This window comes from Pontibacter amylolyticus, from assembly GCF_014638845.1.
GTDB classification, from domain to species: domain Bacteria; phylum Bacteroidota; class Bacteroidia; order Cytophagales; family Hymenobacteraceae; genus Pontibacter; species Pontibacter amylolyticus.
On the sequence record NZ_BMFP01000001.1, the window covers coordinates 871,559 to 894,215 of the forward strand.

The window sequence follows — 22,657 nt, forward strand, 5'->3', positions numbered from 1 at the left end:
TGATTGTATTGAAATAGTTATAAACAAAAGGCCAGACATACGTGTTTAACAAGTGTAGGGCATCTATACCTTATTTTGTGTTACTTAAATATTCGATAATGGAAACGTTTTTGCCAGATATAGCAAGTTTACTCTTTTTTCTAACCTTGGCCATTTATTCTTTACTGGTAGTATTTATGCTGGTGTGGACTTACCACGACGCAGAAAGTCGCGGTGTGCGGGGCTTACTGGTTGTTATTCCGACGTTCATGACCGGAACGATCCTGGGGGTCATTCTCTGGCTGGTGTTCAGACCGGAGCTGAAGCCAGTGCCGGTTTTGGTCAGGGTGCGTGAGTAAGTAATGTGACGATAATAGTTAAACAGAACAGCCGGATTTTTATCCGGCTGTTCTTATTTTATATCTACCCCAAGTCGCTAATCTGCGTTTTTTAGACTATCAACCAAATTAAGTTCGTTAATTTGCAGTATAGCCTGATGAACGTATGAAGTCAATTCGCTTATTCCTATACCTGTCTTTGTTCGGTGCCTCCCTGTGGCTGAGCTCCTGCAACGACTGTGAAACCACGGTGGCCCAGTTTGAAAACGGCGACAGCAGCTGGACCGTGTACAACTCCGGCGACAAAATCCGCATGGTAGACAGCAACAGACCAGACACCGTTCGCGTGTTTTCGAATACTCGTATTAACTCTGATCCTATACCTGGCGAAGGCTTTGGTCCGGCCGATGTCTGCATTGAGCAGTACTACACCCGCCGCACCAGCGTGATGCAGCATAATGCCCGACGCTACCCGGCCCTAACGGTAGTTGCCGTGCGCATGCCCGACTCCATCCGTGTGAGCCTGGTAGTGGCCGATAGAGTCGAGCTTCCCATTCCTGACATCAATAGGCCTGACCATGCCTCCCTTCCTGTTGGAGGTGTAACTTATCAGGATGTGTTTGATATTGTCAACACGGATAGTAGTGCAACTGGCGTGAGTCGTATCCTGTTCAACCGCGAGCATGGCTTTCTGCAGGTTGCCTATTTAAATAAGCGTACCCTTACGCTAACTACCCGTGAGCTACCAGCAGACTCCAATTAGCTAAAATAAGTTGCGACATTTATTTTTATACCTGCTTGCAACGCTTTGCCTCCAAAACGACTCTTACCAGTAGGTATACTATACCTACAACAAAGGAACAATTCACCATTACATTCAAATTTCACCCCAATGACACACCGTATTAAACTGGCAGGCGCATTTATGCTGGCAACCCTGCTTTTTACCTCCTGCAAAGATTGCGACACCACCACTACCCAATTTGACGAAAAAGATGTGGAATGGCTTGTTTACGACCGGGGAGACACTGTCCGCTTTCTGAACGAGGTAGGTGACACCGTAGCGTATACCAACACGGCGCTGATAGCGGAGCAGGTACCGGGCGAAGGCTATAACGTTTCGGATAATTGCATCGGCCACTTTGATATACAGGCTTACAGTGTGATGGAAGATGTTGCCAGAAACAGCACCAGCACCGATAAAAACCCTGGCATCATGACCTATTTTCTCAAGCGTGAAAACAGCCTAGAAGTAGCGTTAGCAGTGGATAAGCGTGGGGAATACAAACTAAACCTTACCCAGCCTACCTACCCTTCTGTCGAGGTAAACGATGTGCTTTATACGGATGTGTACGAAGTGATAAACAACGATGCCAGCAAGGTGACAAACGTGAAGCGTATTCTGTACAACAAGCAGCGCGGCTTCCTGAGCGTGGAGTTTTACAATGACAAAAAGCTGGAATTGATCTTTTAACCAACAGGTACAGCATAGCAAAGGCCCGGTGCGAACAACACCGGGCCTTTTCATTTATAAGGTTTTACAAATCTTAAGCGTACTGCGCTATGCTGTCGTGGTTGATGTCATACAGCACCTCCAGCACCTGCTGTACGTGCTCAGCCGGCTTGGACAGCGAGTTGAACACATACTGCACCTCCCCTTTCTTGTCGATCACATAGATGGAACGGCCCGGCATGATACCGAACTTGCGCGGCACCCCGTACAGATTCCGGATCTGGGCGTCGCAATCGCTCAACAGCGTAAAAGGCAGACGGTACATCCGCTCGAAGCGTTTGTGGGCGTCGGCCTTGTCGTAGCTGATGCACACGATCTCGGTCTCCAGGTCCTGGAACGTATCGTAGTGATCCCTGAACTCGCAGGCTTGTTTGGTGCAATCCGTTGAACTGTCCTTCGGGTAGAAGTACAGCACCACATTCTTCTTCTTCAACAACTCGTAAAGTCGGAAAAAACCACCATCCAATCGCTGCAATTCAAAATCAGGGGCTTTATCTCCAATCTTAACTACATCTTTACCCATAATAAAAAAAAGTGCTATCCTCTATAAGTCCTTCGTGTATTGAAAGGTTCAATTGGCAAAGGTAATACACTTATTACCACAAAAGCTATACCTGACTCTCAATAGCTTAGCAGAATATTTTTGCCCAAATTTGCAGCATGCCCCGAATCAGCGTTATCATACCCGCCTACAACGAAGAGAAGTCCATCGCACACGTTATCAGCGACATACCTGCCGACCTGGTGCAGGAAGTGATCGTGGTGAACAACAATTCCTCGGACAACACCCCCGAAGCAGCCCGGGCAGCCGGTGCCACGGTGCTCGACGAGCCCCGGCCCGGGTATGGAAACGCCTGCCTGAAAGGTATAGCCTATGTCGCCGACAAGCCTGCAGACGAGCTGCCTGACATCATCGTGTTCCTCGACGGCGACTACTCGGACTACCCCGGCGAACTGCCGCAGGTGGTGCAACCCATTCTGGAGGGGAAGGCGGACCTGGTGATCGGTTCGCGGGTATTGGGAAAGCGGGAAGCAGGCGCCCTGATGCCGCAGCAGATCTTCGGTAACTGGCTGGCCACTACGCTGCTGCGCTGGCTCTATGGCGTCCGGTATACCGATCTGGGGCCTTTCCGGGCTATCCGCTTCAGCACCTTGCAGCAGTTGGGCATGCGCGACCGCAACTACGGGTGGACGGTGGAGATGCAGGCCCGGGCAGCGAAGCAAAAGATCCGCTATGCGGAAGTGCCCGTCAACTACCGCAGACGCATCGGCGTGTCGAAAGTCTCGGGTACGGTGAAGGGCTCGGTGCTGGCAGGGTATAAGATTATATTAACTATATTTAAGCTCCTGTAGCCTTAACCAGCGCCGCCGCATGACGATTCCCCAGCTTCTTCTTGTTGCCGTATATGGTCTTTGCCTGGCCTTCATCTTTTGCTACAGCCTGGTGCAACTCCACCTGACCTACCTCTACTGGACCCGACGGAAAACGGTGCCGGAGGCTATACCTGATGAAAGCTATACCTGGCCTACCGTAACGGTGCAACTCCCGCTCTATAACGAACGCTATGTGGTAGAGCGGCTGATCGATGCCGTGGCTACCCTTGACTACCCCCGCCAGCTGCTGCAGATCCAACTACTCGATGACTCCACCGACGACACCAGCGAACTGATCCGGCAAAAGATCGCCCGCTACGCTGGCACCGACCTGCGCCTGGAGCACGTGCGGCGCCCCGACCGCAGTGGCTACAAGGCTGGTGCCCTGCAGTATGGCCTGCAGCAAGCTACCGGGGAGTTTATCGTCATCTTCGACGCTGACTTCGTGCCCCGACCCGACTTCCTGAAGCGTACCATACCTGCTTTCGATCACGACCGGATTGGCGTGGTGCAAACCCGCTGGGACCACCTGAACCAGGATTATTCGCTCCTCACCCGGCTGCAGGCCTTCGGGCTGGATGCGCATTTTACCGTGGAGCAGGCCGGGCGCAACAGCGGCGGGCACTTTATCAACTTCAACGGTACTGCTGGGGTGTGGCGCAAAAGCTGCATCGTGGACGCTGGCGGCTGGCAGTCCGATACGCTGACCGAAGACCTGGACCTGAGCTACCGCGCACAGCTGCGGGGCTGGCATTTCAGCTACCTGCAGGATGTCAAAGCTCCGGCCGAACTGCCTGCCGCCATGGGGGCGCTCAAGTCACAGCAGTATCGCTGGACCAAAGGCGCTGCCGAGACCGCTCGCAAACATTTGGGCAAAGTACTGTACTCGCCCATGTCTTTTTCTACCCGCCTGCACGCGGTTTTTCACCTGCTCAACAGCGGTATTTTCGTCTGCGTGCTGTTCACAGCCCTGCTCAGCCTGCCCATGCTATACCTGAAACACAGCGTGCCGGGGCTCGAACTGCTGTTTGCAATGGGCTCGCTGCTGATCGTCAGTCTGCTGGCTTTGGTGGTTTTTTACTGGACTTCGCTTTATCAGCAAACAGGCTCTTTCAAACAGACTGCATGGCGCTTTATACCTGAGTTTTTCCTGTTCCTGTCGCTTTCGATGGGAATGTCGCTGCATAACACGGTAGCGGTGCTGGAGGGCTACCTGGGCCGTAAGACGCCCTTTATCCGCACGCCCAAGCACAACCTGCAGCACCGCCGCGATTCCTGGCGCCAGCACGCCTATGCCATCACAAGCCTCCAGCCGCTTACCATGCTGGAGGGGCTGCTGACTGTCTATTTCGGGTACGGCATCGTAGTGGGCTTTCAACTGCAGGATTACGGCTTGCTACCTTTTCATGTGATGCTGACACTCGGTTTTGGCTCCGTTTTCGTATACTCGCTCAACCATAGCCGCCGCGCATGACCCTTGCCCGAAAGCACATAGCAACCTATACCCTGCTGGGGATATCGGCCCTCGTATACCTGGCGCTGGGTTACGCGACGCCACGCGAGAACTTCACGCAGTTGCTCCTGCTCACGTTGCTGGCATTCGGCATCTACGCCTACGTTACGAACCAAAAAATGAATGTATGGCACGGCATCGGGGCTGGCTTGTTTTTCAGGCTGCTGTTTTTGTTTGCTATACCTGCGCTGTCCGACGATTATTTCCGTTTTGTGTGGGACGGGCGCCTGCTGCTGGCTGGTGAAAACCCTTACCTCTACCTGCCGGCACATTTTGTGGGCGAAGAAGCGAAAGCTATACCTGGTCTCACGGCAGAACTGTTTTTGCAGCTCAATTCCCAGCATTACTTTTCGGTATACCCACCGGTACTGCAGGGCGTTTTCTGGCTGGCGGCGGCCCTCTCTCCAGAAAGCCTGACGGGCAGTATTTTGGTGATGCGGGTGGTCATTCTGGCTGCCGAGGCGGGTTCTATTCTGCTTTTGCTGCGTCTCCTGCGCCGCATGGCCCTACCCGACCGCTACGTGCATATTTACGCGCTCAATCCACTGGTCATCCTCGAACTGACGGGTAATCTGCACATGGAGGCGCTGCTGATCTTTTTCCTCCTGCTTTTCCTCTACCAACTGCACTTTCAGCGCTATCTCATCGCAGCGGTGCCTTTTGCTTTGGCGGTTGGCAGCAAGCTGTTGCCGTTGATGTTCCTGCCCGTTGTGTGGCGCAAGCTGGGCTTGAAGCGCTTTCTTGGCTTTGGAGCAGTAGTGACCGTTGTCTTGTTACTGTTCTTTCTGCCGCTGCTTTCGCTGGAGGTGCTGCGCAATATCTGGCAAAGCATCGACCTGTATTTCCAGCGATTTGAGTTCAATGCCAGTGTCTATTACCTGCTCCGCTGGCTGGGCTTTCGCTTAACGGGCTACAACCAGATTGCCGTGATCGGGCCGCTGCTCTCGCTGGCAACTCTTGTCGTTATTCTGTCGATGGCGGCGGTGAAGAAGCTGGGCTCGGTGCGCCGACTGGCCGGCTACATGGCGGCTGCCCTTACGGTATACTTGCTGCTGGCCACCACGGTGCATCCCTGGTACATCACCACGCTGGTGGCGCTCACCACCCTGAGCCACTTCCGCTATGCGATAGCTTGGAGTTGCCTGGCTATTTTCAGCTACTCCGCGTACCGCACTAGCGCCTATACCGAAAACCTGTGGCTGGTGGCGCTGGAGTATACCCTGGTGGGGCTCTGGCTGGTGGCTGAGCTATACCTATACCGCCAGCAGAAAAAGCACGCGAACCTGCCCCGGCAGAGTGTGGCGCAATAGACAAGAACTTTAAACCTGAAACTAATCACCAGCATGGAAAGGCCCTATCATTACCTACAAGACAAATCCCGCAGTAAACCCAGCATTTTGCTGTTAGCAATTGTGCTGCTTGCCACCAGCCTTCCTTCCTGTCAGTCTTCCAATAACGTCGTAAAAAATACAGATGCTAAAGAAAAAACTGCTTTAACAGTTGACAAAAGTAGGTCTGATGTCGGCGCCAATTACAGCGAGGGTTATACCTCCAACACGTTGGAAGTTCATAAAATAGCTGATCAGGTATACCAGCACCTCTCCTTCTTGGAAACCCAAAGCTTCGGAAAAGTACCGTGCAACGGCATGGTAGTGATCGATCAGCAGGAAGCCATCATCTTTGACACGCCAACAACAGACCAGGCCTCTCTGGAGCTGATCCATTGGGTAGAGCAAAAACTGGGATGCCAGGTAAAAGCGGTTGTCGCCACGCACTTTCACGAAGACTGCCTCGGCGGACTGCAGGCTTTCCAGCAGCACGGCATCCCGACCTACGCCAGCCACAGGACCATTGCCCTCGCCAAAGCCAACCAGAGTGCCGTTCCGGAAAATGGTTTTGATCAAGAGCTGACCTTTGAAATCGGAAGCGAAAAAGTGCAGGTCCTATACCCGGGCAAAGGGCACACGCATGACAATGTGGTAGGCTACTTTCCGAAGGCAGATGCCATGTTTGGCGGCTGCCTGATCAAGGAGATGGGCGCTGGCAAAGGCAACCTGGCCGATGCTGACACGGTCGCCTGGCCCAAGACAGTGGCAGAGCTGAAAGCAGCATACCCACATGTGAAGCATGTTATTCCGGGACACGGCAAAGTGGGCGGCTCTGAAATACTTGACTATACTATGCGTCTGTTTGAGCAAAAATAAGGTATAGATAGAGAGAACCCTTTTGCTCGTAGCTATACCTTTCTTTGATACTGCCAAATGCAGATGAAAACATTAAGCTTAATCTCAGCAACCGCCTTGCTCCTGGTCCACACAGTTAATTGTCAGCCGACGATCATGGATGCGAAAGAAGGTGAAAAGCGGGCAGAGAGCATACTGCTGTCCAGGTACGGGGCCTTTATTGAGAAGAGCGAGTTTTTAGCTCCCGGTGGAATCATCACCGCGACTAACTCCAAACTCATTTTCACGCCCATCAAGACACTCCTTCGCCAGCATGTCAGCATCACAGAGATTCCGTTAAACGAAATAACAGCGGTGAAGAGAACAAATACCTTTGGGATCGTGCCGAATGGTCTTGTGCTGCAACTCCAGGATGGCTCAAGTCTAAAGCTCAAAACGATTGTTTTCAGAAGGAAAAAGCTTTACCACCTGCTTTTGGACCAAACAGAACGGTGAGTCATGCGGATGAAAATCACTGAACCTACCAAAGTTTAACCTGTAGATTCGGTTCAGCCTCAGCTATTGTCTTCCCCTTACTCCTCCCCAATATCCCTTAAGGGCTCCGTCAGAAAGTCATTGAAGGGCTTCACGGCTTTAAAGCCCTCCAACAGGGTACTCATAAAGTCTTTGCTGAGCACGACTTTGTCGGGTAGCGGCATGGTGGCGTTCCAGCTCTTGAAGCGGAGGTACTCGATAGCGGGATTGTCTTTGTCGTAGCCCTTTGGGGTGGTCTTGAGCTGCTCGCCCTGTATGCTGCCGAAACGGTTTTTGAAATCAGGCGCCTGGATAATGCGTTCCAATCCGTCGAGGTTGTAATCTATTTCCTGGCGCACGGCTTTCAGGTAGTCTGCGGGTGGCATCCAGAGCCCGCCGGCCAGGAAGGAATTGTTGTTGGCGGCCAGGTGCAGGTAGTAGCCCGGCAGAATAGACTTGCGGCCCCCTTCGGCAACATAAGCCCCGAAGTGGTCTTTGTACGGGCGTTTGTCGTTAGAGAAGCGCACGTCGCGGTAAATGCGAAACACCAGGTCCTTGCCCTTCTGCCCGATCGCCACGGGTTCAAACAGCGCCATCTCCTCGAGCATTTCATCCAGAAAATCCAGGTAGTTCTTGCGGGCGGCATCGTAGCGCTTCTTGTTTTCCTGAAACCACTCGCGGTTGTTGTTCTGTGTCAGATCGGCCAGAAAGGCCAGTGTGCTTTTGTCTATTGTTGTTGCCATGGGCTGATCTTGTCGTGCTTTTAGCGGTGCCTTGGCTATTGTACTGCCTGATGGGCAGCTTTGTTTGTAACCTTGCCAGGGAAGCCAATTTATACCTTTGCGCTGAGCAAACCAATTGCCAGGGCAAGATGTTTTATTTATAAGATTGCGCCTTCTTTGAACTGAATGCGTACATCCAACAACCAACGCTTAGCTACTGCCCATGGCACGCCTGCTTATTCCGATCCTGCTGTTTCTATACGCTCTGCCAGGTATAGCCAGCGACTCTACGGAGGTATGGTTGCTCGTGCCGAATCAGAAACAACAACTCCGGCTGGCCATTGCGCAGTACGAAGGATTGAAAGACAGCGTCTGGCACACCTTCCCGGGCAACCTGCTGCTCCGCCCGGGCGACACCAGCCGCTATACCCCGGATCTGCGCACCAATCTACTCCTGACCGGCGACCTGGCCAGTGCCGATACTACAGAAAATGCAACCTATTACACCCGTCAACTGGCAGCGGCCGTCGTGCGTTTCCAGGCGAGGCATGCGCTCAAAGCCGACAGCATTGTAGGGCCGCGCACCGTCGCCGCACTCAACGTGTCGCCTCAGCAGCGGCTGCGGCAGTTGCAGCATAGCCTGCAACGCTGGGAGGCCTTTAGCCGCGACCTGCCCCAGCCCTACCTCATCGTCAACATACCCGACTATACCTTGCGGCTGATCGACAAGAACAGTGTCCTGCTGCACATGCGCACCATTGTGGGCAAACCCAACGTACCTACCATCGTCAACCATACCAAGCTGCATACCATCGTTTTTAACCCGTACTGGTACATCCCCAACTCCATCGCCTCCAAAGAAATTCTGCCTATTCTGAAACGGAACCCCGGCTACCTGGCCAAGCGCGACATGGAGCTGTTTAAACCGGCTGCTTTGGGAGGGTGGCAAAAAATAAGCCCCTGGAGCGTGGATTGGAGTACCGTTACGGCTGCTGGTTTCAATTACCGGATCGTGCAGGTGACGGGGCAGCACAATGAGCTCGGTCTTGTGAAGTTCCTGTTCGACACCCGTGTGAGCCAGTACCTGCACGACACCAAAGACAGGCACCTGTTCGCGTTGGAGCGGCGGGCGCTCAGCCACGGCTGCATCCGCTTGCAAAATCCCGGTGACCTGGCGCTATACCTGTTGCAGGAGCGGAGCGGCCTATCGGACAAGCGCATTGAAAAGGTGCTGACATCTGACAAAGACGAGCAGTTCATCCGACTCAAAAAGCCCGTGCCCCTGGTCATCGTATACCTGACGGCCTGGGCCGATGAGTCTTCCGTCATTCAGTTTCGGGAGGATATCTATGGATATGACAAACCAGAAACGGTGCAGTAGGAGCAGTAAGTTTAGCTGAGTTCCGGCCAGTTTTCCTGCAGGTCCTCCAGCTCGTCCACATCCGAGAGGTAGGGCAGCAAGGTATGGCGCAGGTGCAGGCGCTCGATGTCCGCAATGGTATCCGGAAAAACGTGCTCGGTGCTCCAGCGTTTGTTCTGAAATAAATCACGGTAAAGCTGCGTCATACCCAGCAAATAGTAACCACCATCCAGGGCAGGACCGATCACTACCTCGTGCGTTTTCAATTCCTCAACCGCTTGGCTAATGATCTCGGAAGTAAGCTGCGGACAGTCGCTGCCAATGATCACCACGGAGGTATAGCCCTCGGCAAAAGCCGCTTCAAAAGCCCGTTTCATCTTCTCGCCCAGATCGCCTTCGGGGTGCTGTAACTTTTTGATGTAATGCTGCGCGGGCCAGAGGTCGTCCTCTTCCACTTTTTCAGAATAGTACAGCACTTTGTCCATGGGCAGGTGCCGGGTGATGTCCCGGGTATGGCGGAGCAGGTGCAGGTAAATGTCGAGCGCCATTTCAGGCCCCACACTGGCCGCCAGCCGGGTTTTCACCTTGCCCAGCTCCGGATTGCGGACAAAGAGCATCAACAGGTTTTTCTCAGTCATACACTTTTTCTCCTTTGCGCAGCCAAATGCCCCAGACGCGGGTATAGGCATGCACTTTTGTAGTTTGGCCCTGCGCGTCGTGCACAGGCAGCCCTTGATTTATCCATTCAAACAGGCCGCCGTGCAGGTTTCGCACCTTGGTATAGCCAGCTTTCTGCAGCCGCTCGCCTATTTTTTCGCTGCGGTAACCAACAGCGCAGTATACCACAAGGGGCGTATTTGGGGGTACGTCTTTCAGGTCAGAAAGGTCAAAGTCTGTATAGCCTACATACCTGGCACCGGGCAGGTGACTTACCCGGTACTCGGCTTCGCTGCGGGTGTCGAGGAGCAGCAGGGCTATACCTTGGTTTAGCTGTTGCTGCACTTGCGCCGTCGAAATGGTGTCCACGCTGTGGCTGTACAGCTGCCGGAGCATCAGGTGATATGCTGCATCGGAAGGCTGTTTGCAAGCTGACAGCAGCATGAAAAACGATAAAGCCAGGTATAGCCGATGGTGCCGGGTAGAGCGCATAAGCAGATCAGGTGGTGGAGCCGCCGCAACTGGAGCCAGCCCCGGCGGTGCAACCGTAACAATGCTGATCCAGCACGATCTGTCGCCTGTCAAGCTGGTCCAGGTCAAAGTCGCGGATGTGCTGCGGCGTGCCGGGCTGTACCTTCAGCTCCAGCATCTGGTTAAAGTCGCAGTCATAGAGGGCGCCGTCCCAACCCACCGAAATGGTGTTGCGGCACATCACATTGACCGCCGCCACGGGGTTGAAGGCCGTCACCAGCTTTTCCATGTAGCTGCTGTAGTTACCGCTTTCCACCAGGTAGTCGAGGTAGCGGCTGATGGGCAGATTGGTGATGCAGAACAGGTTGTTGAATTCGATGTCGTACCCGCTCTTTAACCGGCGTTTAAACTCCCCTTCCAGCGATTTCTGACCCGCAGGCAAAAAAGCACCCGACGGATTGTAGACCAGGTTCAGTTCCAGGCCACTCCCCTCCTGTCCGTACCCCACCTGGTTGAGCATCTGGAGCGCTTTGATGGATTTTTCGAACACGCCATCGCCGCGCTGGGCATCGGTGCGGGAAGCTGAAAAATAGGGCAGCGAAGACACCACCTGCACCTGGTGCGCTTTGAAAAACTCCGGCAGGTCGTGGTATTTGGGATTGGCCAGGATGATGGTGAGGTTGCAGCGCACGATCACCTGCCGCCCCATAGCTGAGAGTTGCTCCACAAACCAACGGAAATCCGGGTTCATCTCTGGGGCACCGCCCGTCAGGTCCACCGTTGTAAGCTGCGGTGATTTGGCCAGGGCATCGAGGCAGAGTTGCATCGTGTCGCGGGTCATGATCTCCTTGCGGTCCGGGCCGGCGTCAACGTGGCAGTGGCGACAGGTCTGGTTGCACATCTTGCCCACGTTCACCTGCAGAATGGTGGTACCGGTGGGCCGTAAAGGGTATAGCTGGTGCTGTTGCAATTTGGCTCCGAAGAGTGGGAAATCGCCTTCTTCCGTTCCCGCATGCTGCAGCACCTCCAGCTGGAAAGCCGGGTTGGCAAACTGGTGCTGCTGCGCCTTCAGCGATTTAACAGGTATAGGCATGGGCTACATGGTCAGGTCCTTGATCTTGTTCATCATCTGCACGCCGTGCACCAGCGCAGCGCCGCCCTTTATGGCGGCGGCCACGTGCACGGCTTCCATCATCTGGTTTTCGTCGGCACCTTTTTCGAGGCAGTCAGAGGTATAGGCGTCGATGCAGTAAGGGCATTGCACGGCGTGCGACACGGCCAGGGCGATCAGGGCTTTTTCGCGCTCGGTCAGGGCACCCTCTTTGAAAACCTCACCATAGTAATCGAAAAACTTGCGGCCCATCTCGGGCTGCAGCTCGCTTATGTTCCCGAATTTCTTCAGGTCCGCCGGATTGTAATACGTATTTTCCATAGAAGTATAAAGTCTTATTTACCCTTAAAGGTAACAAGAAACCAGTGACTCCTGTTGCGTTAGTCCAGAATAGCGCTGAGCTGCCTGTGCAGATGATGGTAAACGGGGAGGATGTTTAATTGGAGTGAAAGGTCGGCTCCGCTTCCTGCTTCGGTCTTTTCGTCAAGCACCGTCAGGCTGCCCATGCTGGCCTGCATGCGGTAGCCGTAGAGCACCAGTTCGTTCAGCAGTTCGTCGGTTTGCCAGTTGAGCATGGCCAGCGCCTCGGGGTCGAAGCTGTCGATGTGCAGGCCTACCAGGTAAGCGCCGCCTTTTGTGCCCGGTCCCACCACCATGCGGCCGGTGCTGAGCGCCTCCTGTGCCAGCACGAGTTCGGTTGAAGTCAGGTCCACGCAGTCAGCTCCGATGCAGATAACGCGCTGATAGCCCATGGAATAAACTTCCTGAAAGGCATTGGCCAGGCGTTCTCCAAAATTGCTTCCCTCCTGCCGTTCCGGGTAAATGACCACCAGCGGTATACCGGATCCTTTGGCCACAAACAGGGTATGCTGCAACAGCAGGTCGGCCGCTTGCTGGTTCAGTTCGGGGCCCTGCTCCTCTGTGAACGTTTTATAGCGGACCTGTTGCTCAGGCGTCTGGGCAAACAGCAAAATGACGGTATCGTGTTGAGGCGTATCCAAGGAGGAAGAGTTAAATCAGAGCGTTTTCCGATCAGCGTAAAATCCTTTCGTTGCTCTAATGAGAGGCAATTTAATAAGAAAGCCGCTATATAAAAGGGAATATTTGCGAAAGAAGTAACAATATCCGCAAAATCCCGCAAATAGAACTTTATCGACACTTTATTTAACCATCTATTTATAAGATCGTTTCCGGGGGCGGCACAAACGGCCCGGCTTCCGTATATTTACAGCATATCCCAGATTTGAAAAATGGCTATACAAACTATAAACCCCGCAACCAACGAAATCATCAAGACCTTTGAGGCGCACACAGCTGAACAGGTAGAAGAAAAGCTGAAGGCAGCAGACGAAGCCTTCCGGCAATGGAAAAAAACCAGCTTCGGGGAAAGGGCGCGCCTGATGAACCGCTGCGCCGAGATTCTGGAGCAGGATGCTGAGAAGTATGGGCGCATTATTACCCTGGAGATGGGCAAGCCCATCAAGGACTCGATAGCCGAAGTACAGAAGTGCGCCAAGGTATGCCGCTACTACGCCGAGCATGCTGCCGAATTCCTCAAAGATGAGGAAGTGGAGTCCGGGGCCAGCCGCAGCCTGATCGCTTACGAGCCATTGGGTGTGGTGCTGGCCGTCATGCCCTGGAATTTTCCGTTCTGGCAGGTGTTCCGTTTCCTGGCCCCTGCCCTGATGGCGGGTAACGTGGGTGTACTCAAACATGCTTCCAACGTGCCGCAATGCGCGCTGGCTATTGAAGAGATCATTCACAAAGCCGGCTTCCCGAAAGACGTTTTCCATACCCTGCTGGTAGAGTCCAAAGCAGTAGACGCCATCATCGAGAACCCGATTGTAAAAGCCGTAACTCTGACAGGCAGCGAAGGCGCCGGGTCCAAAGTGGCCGAAAAAGCGGGCAGTGAGATCAAGAAGACCGTGCTCGAACTGGGCGGCAGCGATCCTTTTATCATTTTGGAGGACGCTGACCTGGAAGAGGCTTCAACCGTGGCGGTCAAGTCCCGCATGGTGAACACCGGCCAGAGCTGCATTGCCGCCAAACGCTTTATCGTGGTGGAAGGTATAGCCAATGCTTTTCTGGAGAAGATGAAAGAAAAGATGCAGGCCCTCAAAACCGGCAACCCGCTTACCGACAACTGCGATTACGGTCCGTTGGCCCGCAAAGACCTGGCCGAGGAACTAGAAGAACAGGTGCAGCAGTCCGTCAAAAAAGGCGCTAAAGTAGTGCTGGAAGGCGGCCGTGAAGGCAAGGACAGTGCCTACTTCAAACCGATGATCATCCAAGACCCCAAACCGGGATCGCCCGCCTACGAAGACGAGCTATTCGGCCCTGTTGCCATCGTGTTTGTGGTGAAAGACGAAACAGAAGCCATCCGGATAGCCAACGACCACCGCTACGGCCTGGCCGGCACCGTTTTCACCGGCAACAAGGAACGCGGCCTGCGCATCGCCCGGCAGGTAGAAACCGGCGCCATGTTCGTCAACGCCATGGTCGCTTCCTCTCCCGAAATGCCCTTCGGCGGCATCAAAAAGTCAGGCTATGGCCGTGAGCTCTCTTACATCGGCATCCGGGAGTTTACCAACCAGAAGAGTATTTGGGTGGGGTAAGTGGGATTGAGTGAATGAGTGGTTGAGTGATGGAGTGATTTGGTGAGTTTGGGAGTTTGGGGCTGGAGGGGCAAGTTGGGAGCCAAAACTGTGAGACAGGATTCTTATTCTCATTTCGAACGCAGTGAGAAATCTGAAATAGTGCAGCCCCCGAAATAACTCAGATCTCTCATTGTATTCGAAATGACAGATTATGCTAATTGATTCTTATGATGTTGGACTGAATCGCAACCTGTCCGAATCGTGCACAGAAATTCCCCCCTAGGGGTAGTAGAGTTGTTAATTTCTAACTATTACTGTAAAAACTTGGTAAGCCAATTAAACTGAGTAATCGCTAAATTCTCCCCTCGAGGGGAGCTAGAGGGGTGTTAGCTTTTGGCTTTGGACTTTTGCAACTGGCTTTACACCCCTATAATCCCCTTAAGGGGATAGTTTCTGTACAACTTAATGGCCCTGCCCCTTGGGCAGGGGTGGGTTAATCATTCCCCGGTTAACAATTTAACCATCAACAATTTAACAATTAAATATACCCCACCACCTTATAAACCACAAAACCGGTTACTTCGTGAATCAGGCGGTGCCAGAGCCGGAAAGCGTCAGGATTGGGTATAAGCAGTTCGTCTGGGGTATAGCGGACCTCGGAGGTATAGAAGTCAGTTGGGAAAATGTCCGTTTCTATAGCTGCCTTGTCGAAACACGCTTTGGCGCGGAGCATGTGGAAGGCGGACGTCACCAGCAGACGACGCTTTAGTTCGGGGTGCTTTTGCAGCACATCGCCGGTGAAGATCGCATTCTGGTAGGTGTTATCGCTGCGGGTCTCGATGATGATGTGCTCTTGCGGCACACCTGCCAGCAGCAGAATTTCCTGCAGCATTTCTGCCTCAGGTCGGCGGTCCAGGGCGACGGTGCCTATACCTCCCGTGATCAGAAATTTGTCTACTTTTCCCATCCGGTAAAGCTTGAGCGGGTGCAGGAAGCGGTCGGCCCCTTTATTGGTATGCACCCGGTCATCAGCAAAACCAATGGCCTGGGTCACACCCGTCAGGATGATGGCTACGTCATAATTTTCCACCTGCTCCAGCGGCACAGCCTCCATCTCCCATGCCCGCATCGTGACATTCGCCAGAAACGGATTCGAGAAGACCAGCAGCAATACAGTAGCTGAAACGAGCGTGATGCGTCGCCATTTGGGTGATCGCAGAAATATAGCCAGCAGGAGCAGCACTGCGATCCAGATAATGGGCATCAGGAAATACTGCAGCAGCTTGGAAAGGATGAAGAACATAGCGGTTTCAGGTATAGCAGATGCCGCAAAGGTATAAAAGGGTTTTTGACAAAGGAATTTTTGACAAAAGACTGCCTGAAAAAGGATTACTTGACAAAGGGCTGCCTGACAAAGGACACAAGACTGTTTGATGAAGGTCAACCAGATTGTAAACAAGCGCTGTGGCTTGAATAAGCCGGGGTTACAGAATCGTGCCGGAGCACATCAGGTATAGAGGCTTGCAAAGACAGTGAAATTTATGAGGTTCTGGTCAAAAGGTATTCTGCCAAAAGCTACATCGTCAAGAAATCCTTTGTCACAGTCCTTTGTCATTTGTCAAGCAGTCTTTTGTCAAAAATTTAAAAGAACCTCCGGTACACCCAAAGCAGCAGTGAGAGCAGGATGCTGACCAGAATCATGCTCGTGATCGGCATGTAGAACTTGAAATCTTCGCGCTCCACCCGGATGTCGCCGGGGAGGTTGCCGAACCAACCCAGCTTATCTCCCGCCAGCCAGACGATCAGGCCGATGACTACGATAGCTATACCTATGATCACAATGTATTTTCCGAGTGGCTGCATGGTTTCAGTAGCTTAGGGTTCAACGCCTGTATTTACGGCAAAGCAAGTGTAGGGATTTATACCTTAAAAGCGTAAATTTGAATGTTAGAGTCACCCTAAAATTACCCCTATACCTTGAAAGTCTGCATTGCTGAAAAACCGAGTGTCGCGCGTGAGATTGCCAACGTGATTGGAGCCAAAACCCGAAAGGACGGCTATTACGAAGGCAACGGCTACCAGGTCACCTGGACTTTCGGCCACTTCTGCACCTTGCGTGAGCCCGACGACTACCGCCCCGAGTGGAAGCGCTGGAGCCTCTACGACCTGCCGATGCTGCCAGAAAGGTATGGCATCAAGCTGATGCAGGACAAAGGAGTTGTGCAACAGTTCAACATCATCAAAAAGCTGCTCGACAATGCCGAGGAGGTGATTAACTGCGGTGACGCCGGCCAGGAGGGGGAAGTGATTCAGCGCTGGGTGCTCACCGAGGCCAATTACCGCAAGCCTTTCAAACGCCTCTGGATTTCCTCGCTCACCGAGGACGCCATCCGGCAGGGTTTTGCCCGACTGCGCGATGGCTCCGAGTTCGACTCGCTCTACCAGGCCGGCAAAAGCCGCGCCATAGGCGACTGGCTGCTGGGCCTGAACGCCACGCGCCTTTTCACACTCAAGTATGCGCAGGGCCGGCAGACGCTCTCCATCGGGCGGGTGCAGACCCCTACCCTGGCCATGATCGTGAACCGCCACCACGAGATCGCCAACTTTGTGCCGCAGGCCTACTGGGAGCTCAAGACGGTATACCGCGACACGACTTTTTCAAGCACCAACGGCCGATTTCATAATGAAGAGGAAGGCCAGAAGATATTGGAGGCCATCCAAAAGGATGAGCTCACCATCACTGACATCGAGACCAAGAAGGGTACCGAGAGTCCGCCCAAGCTGTTTGACCTGACCTCGCTGCAGATCGAGTGCAACAACAAGCTGAGCATGTCAGCCGACGAAACGCTCAAAACCATCCAGAGTCTCTACGAGAAAAAAGTGGTATCCTATCCGCGTGTGGATACGGTGTTTTTGCCAGACGACATTTACCCGAAAATTCCGGGCATCCTGCAGGGCCTGAGTGGCTATCAGCAGGAGGTTGCGCCTCTGTTGCAAAGTAAGATCCGGAAGAGCAAAAAGGTATTCAACAATAACAAAGTCACCGATCACCACGCCATTATACCAACCGGAGCCCAAGCCAGTCTGTACGGGCGCGAGGCGGACGTGTACGACATCATCACGCGTCGTTTTCTGGCAGCCTTCTACCCGGACTGTATCGTGAGCAACACCACGGTTTCGGCGGAGTCGGCAGGCTATACCTTCCGGGTGCGTGGCAAGCAGATCCTGGAGCCGGGCTGGCGTGTGCTCTATGGCGCTGAGGACGTAAAAACAGACAGCCCTACCGGCAAAGACAACAAAGAAGAAGAGGAAACAGCCGGCATACTGCCCAATTTCGAGAAAGGCGAGCACGGCCCGCATGCGCCCCTGCTCGACAAGAAATGGACGAACCCGCCGAAGGAGTATACCGAAGCGACCCTGCTGCGTGCCATGGAAACCGCCGGTCGCCAGATAGATGATGAGGAGCTCAAAGAGGCGCTGAAGGAAAACGGCATCGGCCGCCCTTCTACCCGTGCCGCCATCATCGAAACACTGTTCAAGCGCCAGTACATCCGCAAAGACAAGAAGAAGATCATTCCCACCCAGATGGGCATCGACCTGATCGGCGTGATCCGCAACCAGACCCTGAAGTCAGCGGAGATGACCGGGCAGTGGGAGCGCAAGCTGCGCCAGATCGAAGGAGGTTCTTTTAAAGCAGAGGCTTTTCTGCAGGAGCTGCAGGAGTTTGTGGTGAGTCTGGTGCAGGAGGTAAAGTACGACAAAGCCACCGTGACCATGGAGGCCCAACCCGAGACTGCGCCTGCCAAAGGAGGAACTGTCAAGGCTGGAAAAGAAAAGGCTGCCACTAAAAAGCCCAAAGAAGTTGCAGAAGCTATACCTGGAAAAGGCCTGGGCGCCTGTCCCTCCTGCGGCGAAGGCCATATCCTGAAGGGCTCCAAAGCCTACGGCTGTATCCGCTTCAAGGAAGGCTGCCGCTTCCTGATCCCGATCGAGCAACAGGGCAAAATCCTTACTGACAAACAGATCACAGCCCTGCTCAGCAAAGGCAAGACGCCCGTAATCAAAGGCTTTAAAGACGAACAGGGCAATCCCTTCGACGCCAGCCTGAAACTGGATAGCAACAAACAGGTTGTACTGGAGAAAGCGGAGAAAGCCCCGGAAGTGGATCCTTTCGCAACCTGCCCAAGATGCAGGCAGGGCAGCATGCTCAAGGGCAAGACTGCCTACGGCTGCAGCCGTTTCCGGGAAGGATGCCAGTTTGTGGTGCCCTTCGAGATGGGCGGTAAGCAGCTCAGCGAAAAACAGATCGGCACGCTGCTTACCAAAGGCAAGACCGGCAAGATCAAAGGTTTTACCTCAGCCAAGACCGGCAACAGCTTCGACGCAGCCCTGGCCATCAACGACAACTGGCAGGTCGTATACCTGCTCAACTGACCAGCCAACCGGCTGTCAGGTATAGCCGGCAGGTATAGGCCCTACTTTACCGAGAAGAGCACTTCGCCAAACGAAACATTCGTTCGGTAGTCTGTGGCGTTGATCGTCAAGGTATAGTTGCCCTGTGGAAGCTCGGTTGCGCTAAGCAACGTATCGAATTCGAGAATCTTCTTATCAGGCAAAGTAGTGAAGTTGATGTAATCCGCATCGCCGTTAACGGCCCGAACTCGCACGTGCAACTCCTTCACTTTGTCTTTGTCAGAGGCTGTTAACTTTACACGAAGTCCCGACGACTTAGCAAGCACCTGGTTTTTCGTTGGATTCCGGATCGTCAGAGCAGGCTTTGAACCATCTGGCTGCAGGCTCCCCTCCTCAAACACATCTTCACAGGCTGTCAATGAGACAACCATCACCGCTGAGGCCAGCAATTTTGTAAATTTCATAAGATAGCTACTAGACAAAAAAACTAAAGGCCTGCAATTTACCAAATCAATGTAATTTACAAAAATAAAAAAATACAAAATATACAATCCTTAAAACCAAAGTGCGCCATTATAAACAGAGCCAAAACAGACTTAATCAGATAATTTTCAACCACATAAAACAAGTTATCTCTAACCTTCTAAAACGGCCTGCTTTATATAATTCAATTCGCCCTATATACCTGAACCTATTTTATTAATATTTTATTACAATTTATAATTGTGCTTATTTTGTTCATATGCTGTGTTATACCTGCCGCCTGGAAGTCTGTGTACTCCTAACAGTTTCTTAAATAACTTATAAGCCCTACAGCCGTAAAAATTACCGGCGCACCTTTTTTAGGCACGTCTCTAATTTGTTCTTTTTTTTAAACCTAAAAATTTAATTAAAGCTATGAGAAGCTATGAAAATTCGGGTTCAAACCCATTCAATGACAACTTCAGGACTGAGAGCAGGGGCTCAGGCAGAAATTACTATTCAGGAGAGTATGACCCAACCAACCGTATGAGAGGTACTTCAGGCAGAAGCGGTGGCGATTTCGGCAGTGGCCGTGACAGCTATTCTACTTCTGGCTATGGTGGCACTTCCACTTACGGCCGCTCAACTGGCTCGAACTACGGTTCAGGTTCCTCTTACGGCTCCGGTTATGGCTCCGGCTCCAACTACGGATCCGGCTCCTCTAATTACGGTTCAGGCTCTAGCCGCCGCTACGGTAGCAGCGACCGAGATGCCTGGGATCGTGGCTCCGATGAGGTAAAATCATGGTTCGGCGACGATGACGCAGAGCGCAGAAGAAGAATGGATGACATGCGCGACCGTGGCAGCGACAGCTATCGCTCCAACCGTGGCTACAGCGGCTCATCCAACTACGGCGGCTCCGGTTATGGCTCGGGCTCAAACTACGGCTCCGGTTCGTCTAATTATGGATCGGGCTACGGCTCTTCCGGCAATTACGGATCAGAATCGTCTACTTACGGATCAGGCCTGTCTTCCAACTATGGCACCGGATCAGGCCATTATGGCTCCGGCTCGTCTAGCTATGGTTCCGGCTACGGAAGCGGCAGCAGCTATGGTTCCTCTAACTATGGAAGCAGCCGCAGCTCCAGCGACTGGGATCGCGATAGAGACAGAGACCACGATAGAGGTTTCTTTGACCGTGCCGGCGACGAAGTAAGATCGTGGTTCGGTGACGAAGAAGCTGAACGCAGAAGAAGAATGGACGAAATGCGCGACAGAGAGCATGACAGCGACTACAGCAGCCGCTCCAGAACACATACCAGCTACGGTAACACCTACAGCGGACCTCCGTACTCTTATGGTTCATCCTCTCGCAGAGACTATGAATGGTAGAAAGCAGGCGGTTGGCTTTTGAGCCGATCATCTGATTTAAACCTTTTGAGGATAAGAAAAGCCCGGCCAGTATTGGCCGGGCTTTTTGCATGAGAAAAATAGCACAATTTATATATTTCCTCCATTGACCTGTCTGCTGCTTCTCAGTAATTTCACCCCGATTAAACCAACCCCTAAAAACAGGTATTTCCTATGAAACGACTCTTACTGGTTCTTTGCTGCGTGGCGCTTATGTCAGGCACCGGTTTTGCCCAACAGCTGGGCTTTAAAGGCGGTCCTACCTATACAACCTTTACCGGCGCCGACACCGACGGTTACAAGTACCGGGTGGGGTATACAGGCGGCATATTCCTGCAAAAGCATCTCAACAACATGATGGGCATGCAGGTAGAGGCCCTTTATACCTCCAAAGGCGCACGCCGCGAAATCTACTCAGGCAGCAACCTGCAAACCGCCGAGGTATTCAAACTCAACTACATCGACATACCGGTGCTGTTCCACGTTTCGGCCAGCGGCATGTTTTTCGACCTGGGACCGCAAGTGTCCTTTATCTACAGCGCCAGCCACGTACACGAGGCGCACTCCAGCAATGGCGACAAGATCGTGACCACCAAGCATAACATTTCAGACAACCCCTATACCATCGACTTTGCCTATGTAGGCTCTGTAGGCTACCGTGCCACCAATGGCCTGGGGCTTGAAGTGCGCTATACCGGCGGCCTGAAAAAGATAGACGACGAAGGTGCGTTCGTTAACCGCGACCGACGCAATTCGGGCTTTAGCCTCATGCTCAGCTACCTGCTCGGCGGACGATAACACTTTGTATACCTTATACCTTAAAGCCCTCCCTTTCGGAGGGCTTTTTTCTTTTAGGAGAGATCCAAGCGCTGGAGGGCAGCATCTTTTCATGCTATTTATTTTGTCATCCTGAGAGGATCTTGTTAGCACCTGGTAAAGGCCCTACCTTCTGCCAGGTTTCTTTACAATTTGAAAGCGGATCGGCAGCAGATAAACAGGACCAGACTCCCATGCTTCATGCGGGGGCCGTTAAGTTCTAGAGAATTCTCCCCTTGAGGACAAGTGAGAACGGGAGTTCGAAACTTGCGAGCGTAGCTCTCAGAGGGATGTTTAGAGCTGTGAAGATACCCCAATACTGCCAGCTATAAGCAGTCTAGCACCGAATCTACACCCTTATAGTCCCCTCAAGGGGATAGTTTTAACAGAACTTAACAGCCCTGCCTGCTTTATGCGGGGCTTTCTTACTGCTTTAAAAGCTTAGTAAGGTATAGCAAGAACCATCTATACCTGAACTCTACCTACTCAGCCCTTAAACACAAAACCCTCACAAATGCGAGGGTTTTGTCCGATCTAGATGAATCGGTAGGTATAGGTAGTAGTAGTCTCTTTGTTATTCTCAGGAATCTTACAGCAGGCCGTAAATGTGCTCGTAGCGCTTCATGCAATTCTGCTGCTCCATTACATTCAGATCCCTCAGGAGGCCTTCACTCAGATCGTATACCAGGCCATAAAGCTTCGGCGGGTCATCTGTTTGCATGGCGTTTTGAATGATCGAGGTCTTGGACAGGTTCAGCACCTGCTCTGTAATGTTCAGCTCCACCAGGCGACGATGGCGCTGGTCCTCATCTTCGATGCTCATCAGTTCCTGCTCGTGCAGGCGTATCACATCCTTAATGTTGCGCAGCCAGTTATCCATCAGGCCAAACTGTTTGTTGCTGGCTGCCGCCGCTACACCGCCGCAGCCATAGTGGCCGCACACGATGATGTCTTTTACTTTAAGCACTTCCACCGCGTACTGCAGCACCGATAGCAGGTTCATATCGGTATGCACCACCATGTTGGCAATGTTACGGTGCACAAAGATCTCGCCCGGGCCTGTGCCGGTTACTTCATTTATAGGAATGCGGCTGTCCGAACAGCCGATGTACAGGTAGCGTGGCTTCTGACCATTGGCCAACTTGTTGAAGTAGTCTTTGTCTTCGATGAGCTTTCGCTCCACCCACTTTTTATTATTCTCGAATATCTTCTCCATCGTATTATT

Annotated in this window: 24 protein-coding genes; 13 read left to right on the forward strand and 11 right to left on the reverse strand. The window is 52.7% G+C overall.

All coding sequences use genetic code 11. The features are described 5' to 3' along the window. Positions 1-146: 146 nt before the first annotated feature. The 3 genes from IEV97_RS03805 (at position 147) to IEV97_RS03815 (ending at position 1,791) form a co-directional block, all read left to right on the forward strand. Positions 147-338, forward strand: coding sequence for a hypothetical protein (locus IEV97_RS03805; RefSeq protein ID WP_229733779.1), 192 nt, complete (start codon positions 147-149; stop codon positions 336-338). Positions 339-483: 145 nt separating this feature from the next. Continuing rightward, positions 484-1,080, forward strand: coding sequence for a hypothetical protein (locus IEV97_RS03810; protein ID WP_229733780.1), 597 nt, complete (start codon positions 484-486; stop codon positions 1,078-1,080). Between the two features lie 129 nt (positions 1,081-1,209). Next, complete coding sequence (locus tag IEV97_RS03815; RefSeq protein WP_229733781.1) at positions 1,210-1,791, forward strand: hypothetical protein; 582 nt, start codon at positions 1,210-1,212, stop codon at positions 1,789-1,791. 73 nt (positions 1,792-1,864) lie between these two features. Here the strand turns inward: IEV97_RS03815 and IEV97_RS03820 are convergent, their stop codons facing one another. Further along, positions 1,865-2,353 (reverse strand): peroxiredoxin, encoded by a 489-nt coding sequence (locus IEV97_RS03820; RefSeq protein WP_188500157.1) that lies wholly within the window; start codon positions 2,351-2,353, stop codon positions 1,865-1,867. Positions 2,354-2,490: 137 nt separating this feature from the next. On the opposite strand from IEV97_RS03820, the gene IEV97_RS03825 reads away from it, so the two are divergent. From IEV97_RS03825 to IEV97_RS03845, 5 genes are all read left to right on the forward strand, one after another. Further along, entirely contained in the window at positions 2,491-3,183 is a 693-nt protein-coding gene (locus tag IEV97_RS03825) for a glycosyltransferase family 2 protein (protein WP_188500158.1), read from the forward strand. A 19-nt stretch (positions 3,184-3,202) separates the two neighbouring features. Beyond that, positions 3,203-4,678: a cellulose synthase family protein gene (locus IEV97_RS03830; protein ID WP_188500159.1), complete on the forward strand. Its 1,476-nt coding sequence runs from the start codon at positions 3,203-3,205 to the stop codon at positions 4,676-4,678. Next, positions 4,675-6,027 carry an MptA/MptB family glycosyltransferase gene (locus IEV97_RS03835; protein WP_188500160.1) on the forward strand — a complete coding sequence of 451 codons (1,353 nt, stop codon included), beginning with the start codon at positions 4,675-4,677 and terminating at the stop codon, positions 6,025-6,027. Before IEV97_RS03830 ends, IEV97_RS03835 begins: the two co-directional genes overlap by 4 nt. A gap of 249 nt (positions 6,028-6,276) precedes the next feature. Beyond that, positions 6,277-6,921 (forward strand): subclass B1 metallo-beta-lactamase, encoded by a 645-nt coding sequence (bla, locus tag IEV97_RS03840; RefSeq protein WP_229733782.1) that lies wholly within the window; start codon positions 6,277-6,279, stop codon positions 6,919-6,921. A 63-nt stretch (positions 6,922-6,984) separates the two neighbouring features. Continuing rightward, positions 6,985-7,395: a PH domain-containing protein gene (locus tag IEV97_RS03845; RefSeq protein ID WP_188500161.1), complete on the forward strand. Its 411-nt coding sequence runs from the start codon at positions 6,985-6,987 to the stop codon at positions 7,393-7,395. 77 nt (positions 7,396-7,472) lie between these two features. Here the strand turns inward: IEV97_RS03845 and IEV97_RS03850 are convergent, their stop codons facing one another. After that, a complete protein-coding gene (locus IEV97_RS03850) occupies positions 7,473-8,156 on the reverse strand; it encodes a DUF2461 domain-containing protein (protein WP_188500162.1) in 684 nt (227 codons plus the stop codon). Between the two features lie 202 nt (positions 8,157-8,358). On the opposite strand from IEV97_RS03850, the gene IEV97_RS03855 reads away from it, so the two are divergent. Beyond that, positions 8,359-9,516, forward strand: a complete 1,158-nt coding sequence (locus IEV97_RS03855; RefSeq protein ID WP_188500163.1) for a L,D-transpeptidase family protein — start codon at positions 8,359-8,361, stop codon at positions 9,514-9,516. A gap of 11 nt (positions 9,517-9,527) precedes the next feature. Here the strand turns inward: IEV97_RS03855 and IEV97_RS03860 are convergent, their stop codons facing one another. The 5 genes from IEV97_RS03860 to IEV97_RS03880 are packed head-to-tail and all read right to left on the reverse strand — an operon-like array spanning position 9,528 to position 12,735. Next, positions 9,528-10,133 (reverse strand): TIGR04282 family arsenosugar biosynthesis glycosyltransferase, encoded by a 606-nt coding sequence (locus tag IEV97_RS03860; protein WP_188500164.1) that lies wholly within the window; start codon positions 10,131-10,133, stop codon positions 9,528-9,530. Next, positions 10,126-10,644, reverse strand: coding sequence for a rhodanese-like domain-containing protein (locus IEV97_RS03865; protein WP_229733783.1), 519 nt, complete (start codon positions 10,642-10,644; stop codon positions 10,126-10,128). The genes IEV97_RS03860 and IEV97_RS03865 overlap by 8 nt, the downstream gene beginning before the upstream one ends. Before the next feature lie 7 nt (positions 10,645-10,651). Next, positions 10,652-11,716 (reverse strand): arsenosugar biosynthesis radical SAM (seleno)protein ArsS, encoded by a 1,065-nt coding sequence (arsS, locus tag IEV97_RS03870; protein ID WP_188500165.1) that lies wholly within the window; start codon positions 11,714-11,716, stop codon positions 10,652-10,654. Positions 11,717-11,719: 3 nt separating this feature from the next. Further along, a complete protein-coding gene (locus tag IEV97_RS03875) occupies positions 11,720-12,055 on the reverse strand; it encodes an arsenosugar biosynthesis-associated peroxidase-like protein (protein WP_188500166.1) in 336 nt (111 codons plus the stop codon). Between the two features lie 59 nt (positions 12,056-12,114). After that, complete coding sequence (locus tag IEV97_RS03880; protein ID WP_188500167.1) at positions 12,115-12,735, reverse strand: TIGR04282 family arsenosugar biosynthesis glycosyltransferase; 621 nt, start codon at positions 12,733-12,735, stop codon at positions 12,115-12,117. A 249-nt stretch (positions 12,736-12,984) separates the two neighbouring features. On the opposite strand from IEV97_RS03880, the gene IEV97_RS03885 reads away from it, so the two are divergent. Further along, entirely contained in the window at positions 12,985-14,349 is a 1,365-nt protein-coding gene (locus IEV97_RS03885; RefSeq protein WP_188500168.1) for an NAD-dependent succinate-semialdehyde dehydrogenase, read from the forward strand. A gap of 520 nt (positions 14,350-14,869) precedes the next feature. On the opposite strand, the gene IEV97_RS03890 is transcribed toward IEV97_RS03885, so the two are convergent. After that, complete coding sequence (locus tag IEV97_RS03890; protein WP_188500169.1) at positions 14,870-15,634, reverse strand: YdcF family protein; 765 nt, start codon at positions 15,632-15,634, stop codon at positions 14,870-14,872. 338 nt (positions 15,635-15,972) lie between these two features. After that, complete coding sequence (locus IEV97_RS03895) at positions 15,973-16,194, reverse strand: DUF2905 domain-containing protein (protein ID WP_188500170.1); 222 nt, start codon at positions 16,192-16,194, stop codon at positions 15,973-15,975. A 114-nt stretch (positions 16,195-16,308) separates the two neighbouring features. Here IEV97_RS03895 and IEV97_RS03900 point away from each other — a divergent pair, with 114 nt between their 5' ends. Further along, a complete protein-coding gene (locus tag IEV97_RS03900; RefSeq protein WP_188500171.1) occupies positions 16,309-18,765 on the forward strand; it encodes a type IA DNA topoisomerase in 2,457 nt (818 codons plus the stop codon). 41 nt (positions 18,766-18,806) lie between these two features. On the opposite strand, the gene IEV97_RS03905 is transcribed toward IEV97_RS03900, so the two are convergent. Then, a complete protein-coding gene (locus tag IEV97_RS03905) occupies positions 18,807-19,208 on the reverse strand; it encodes a hypothetical protein (protein WP_188500172.1) in 402 nt (133 codons plus the stop codon). A 544-nt stretch (positions 19,209-19,752) separates the two neighbouring features. Here IEV97_RS03905 and IEV97_RS03910 point away from each other — a divergent pair. Both IEV97_RS03910 and IEV97_RS03915 read left to right on the forward strand, forming a co-directional pair. Then, a complete protein-coding gene (locus IEV97_RS03910; RefSeq protein WP_229733784.1) occupies positions 19,753-20,598 on the forward strand; it encodes an SWFGD domain-containing protein in 846 nt (281 codons plus the stop codon). A 192-nt stretch (positions 20,599-20,790) separates the two neighbouring features. Continuing rightward, positions 20,791-21,414 carry a porin family protein gene (locus IEV97_RS03915; protein ID WP_188500174.1) on the forward strand — a complete coding sequence of 208 codons (624 nt, stop codon included), beginning with the start codon at positions 20,791-20,793 and terminating at the stop codon, positions 21,412-21,414. Positions 21,415-22,021: 607 nt separating this feature from the next. On the opposite strand, the gene IEV97_RS03920 is transcribed toward IEV97_RS03915, so the two are convergent. Then, the gene (locus IEV97_RS03920) at positions 22,022-22,648 is read right to left on the reverse strand and encodes a carbonic anhydrase (protein WP_188500175.1); all 627 of its coding nucleotides are present in this window, start codon (positions 22,646-22,648) and stop codon (positions 22,022-22,024) included. Positions 22,649-22,657: the final 9 nt, after the last annotated feature.

What these genes read in the sequence shown, in the direction of transcription:
- IEV97_RS03810 (WP_229733780.1), top strand. Translation starts at nt 484, where the DNA reads ATGAAGTCAATTCGCTTATTCCTATACCTGTCTTTGTTCGGTGCCTCC.
- IEV97_RS03815 (WP_229733781.1), top strand. Translation starts at nt 1,210, where the DNA reads ATGACACACCGTATTAAACTGGCAGGCGCATTTATGCTGGCAACCCTG.
- IEV97_RS03820 (WP_188500157.1), bottom strand. Translation starts at nt 2,353, where the DNA reads ATGGGTAAAGATGTAGTTAAGATTGGAGATAAAGCCCCTGATTTTGAA.
- IEV97_RS03825 (WP_188500158.1), top strand. Translation starts at nt 2,491, where the DNA reads ATGCCCCGAATCAGCGTTATCATACCCGCCTACAACGAAGAGAAGTCC.
- IEV97_RS03830 (WP_188500159.1), top strand. Translation starts at nt 3,203, where the DNA reads ATGACGATTCCCCAGCTTCTTCTTGTTGCCGTATATGGTCTTTGCCTG.
- IEV97_RS03835 (WP_188500160.1), top strand. Translation starts at nt 4,675, where the DNA reads ATGACCCTTGCCCGAAAGCACATAGCAACCTATACCCTGCTGGGGATA.
- IEV97_RS03845 (WP_188500161.1), top strand. Translation starts at nt 6,985, where the DNA reads ATGAAAACATTAAGCTTAATCTCAGCAACCGCCTTGCTCCTGGTCCAC.
- IEV97_RS03850 (WP_188500162.1), bottom strand. Translation starts at nt 8,156, where the DNA reads ATGGCAACAACAATAGACAAAAGCACACTGGCCTTTCTGGCCGATCTG.
- IEV97_RS03855 (WP_188500163.1), top strand. Translation starts at nt 8,359, where the DNA reads ATGGCACGCCTGCTTATTCCGATCCTGCTGTTTCTATACGCTCTGCCA.
- IEV97_RS03860 (WP_188500164.1), bottom strand. Translation starts at nt 10,133, where the DNA reads ATGACTGAGAAAAACCTGTTGATGCTCTTTGTCCGCAATCCGGAGCTG.
- IEV97_RS03865 (WP_229733783.1), bottom strand. Translation starts at nt 10,644, where the DNA reads ATGCGCTCTACCCGGCACCATCGGCTATACCTGGCTTTATCGTTTTTC.
- arsS (WP_188500165.1), bottom strand. Translation starts at nt 11,716, where the DNA reads ATGCCTATACCTGTTAAATCGCTGAAGGCGCAGCAGCACCAGTTTGCC.
- IEV97_RS03875 (WP_188500166.1), bottom strand. Translation starts at nt 12,055, where the DNA reads ATGGAAAATACGTATTACAATCCGGCGGACCTGAAGAAATTCGGGAAC.
- IEV97_RS03885 (WP_188500168.1), top strand. Translation starts at nt 12,985, where the DNA reads ATGGCTATACAAACTATAAACCCCGCAACCAACGAAATCATCAAGACC.
- IEV97_RS03890 (WP_188500169.1), bottom strand. Translation starts at nt 15,634, where the DNA reads ATGTTCTTCATCCTTTCCAAGCTGCTGCAGTATTTCCTGATGCCCATT.
- IEV97_RS03895 (WP_188500170.1), bottom strand. Translation starts at nt 16,194, where the DNA reads ATGCAGCCACTCGGAAAATACATTGTGATCATAGGTATAGCTATCGTA.
- IEV97_RS03905 (WP_188500172.1), bottom strand. Translation starts at nt 19,208, where the DNA reads ATGAAATTTACAAAATTGCTGGCCTCAGCGGTGATGGTTGTCTCATTG.
- IEV97_RS03910 (WP_229733784.1), top strand. Translation starts at nt 19,753, where the DNA reads ATGAGAGGTACTTCAGGCAGAAGCGGTGGCGATTTCGGCAGTGGCCGT.
- IEV97_RS03915 (WP_188500174.1), top strand. Translation starts at nt 20,791, where the DNA reads ATGAAACGACTCTTACTGGTTCTTTGCTGCGTGGCGCTTATGTCAGGC.
- IEV97_RS03920 (WP_188500175.1), bottom strand. Translation starts at nt 22,648, where the DNA reads ATGGAGAAGATATTCGAGAATAATAAAAAGTGGGTGGAGCGAAAGCTC.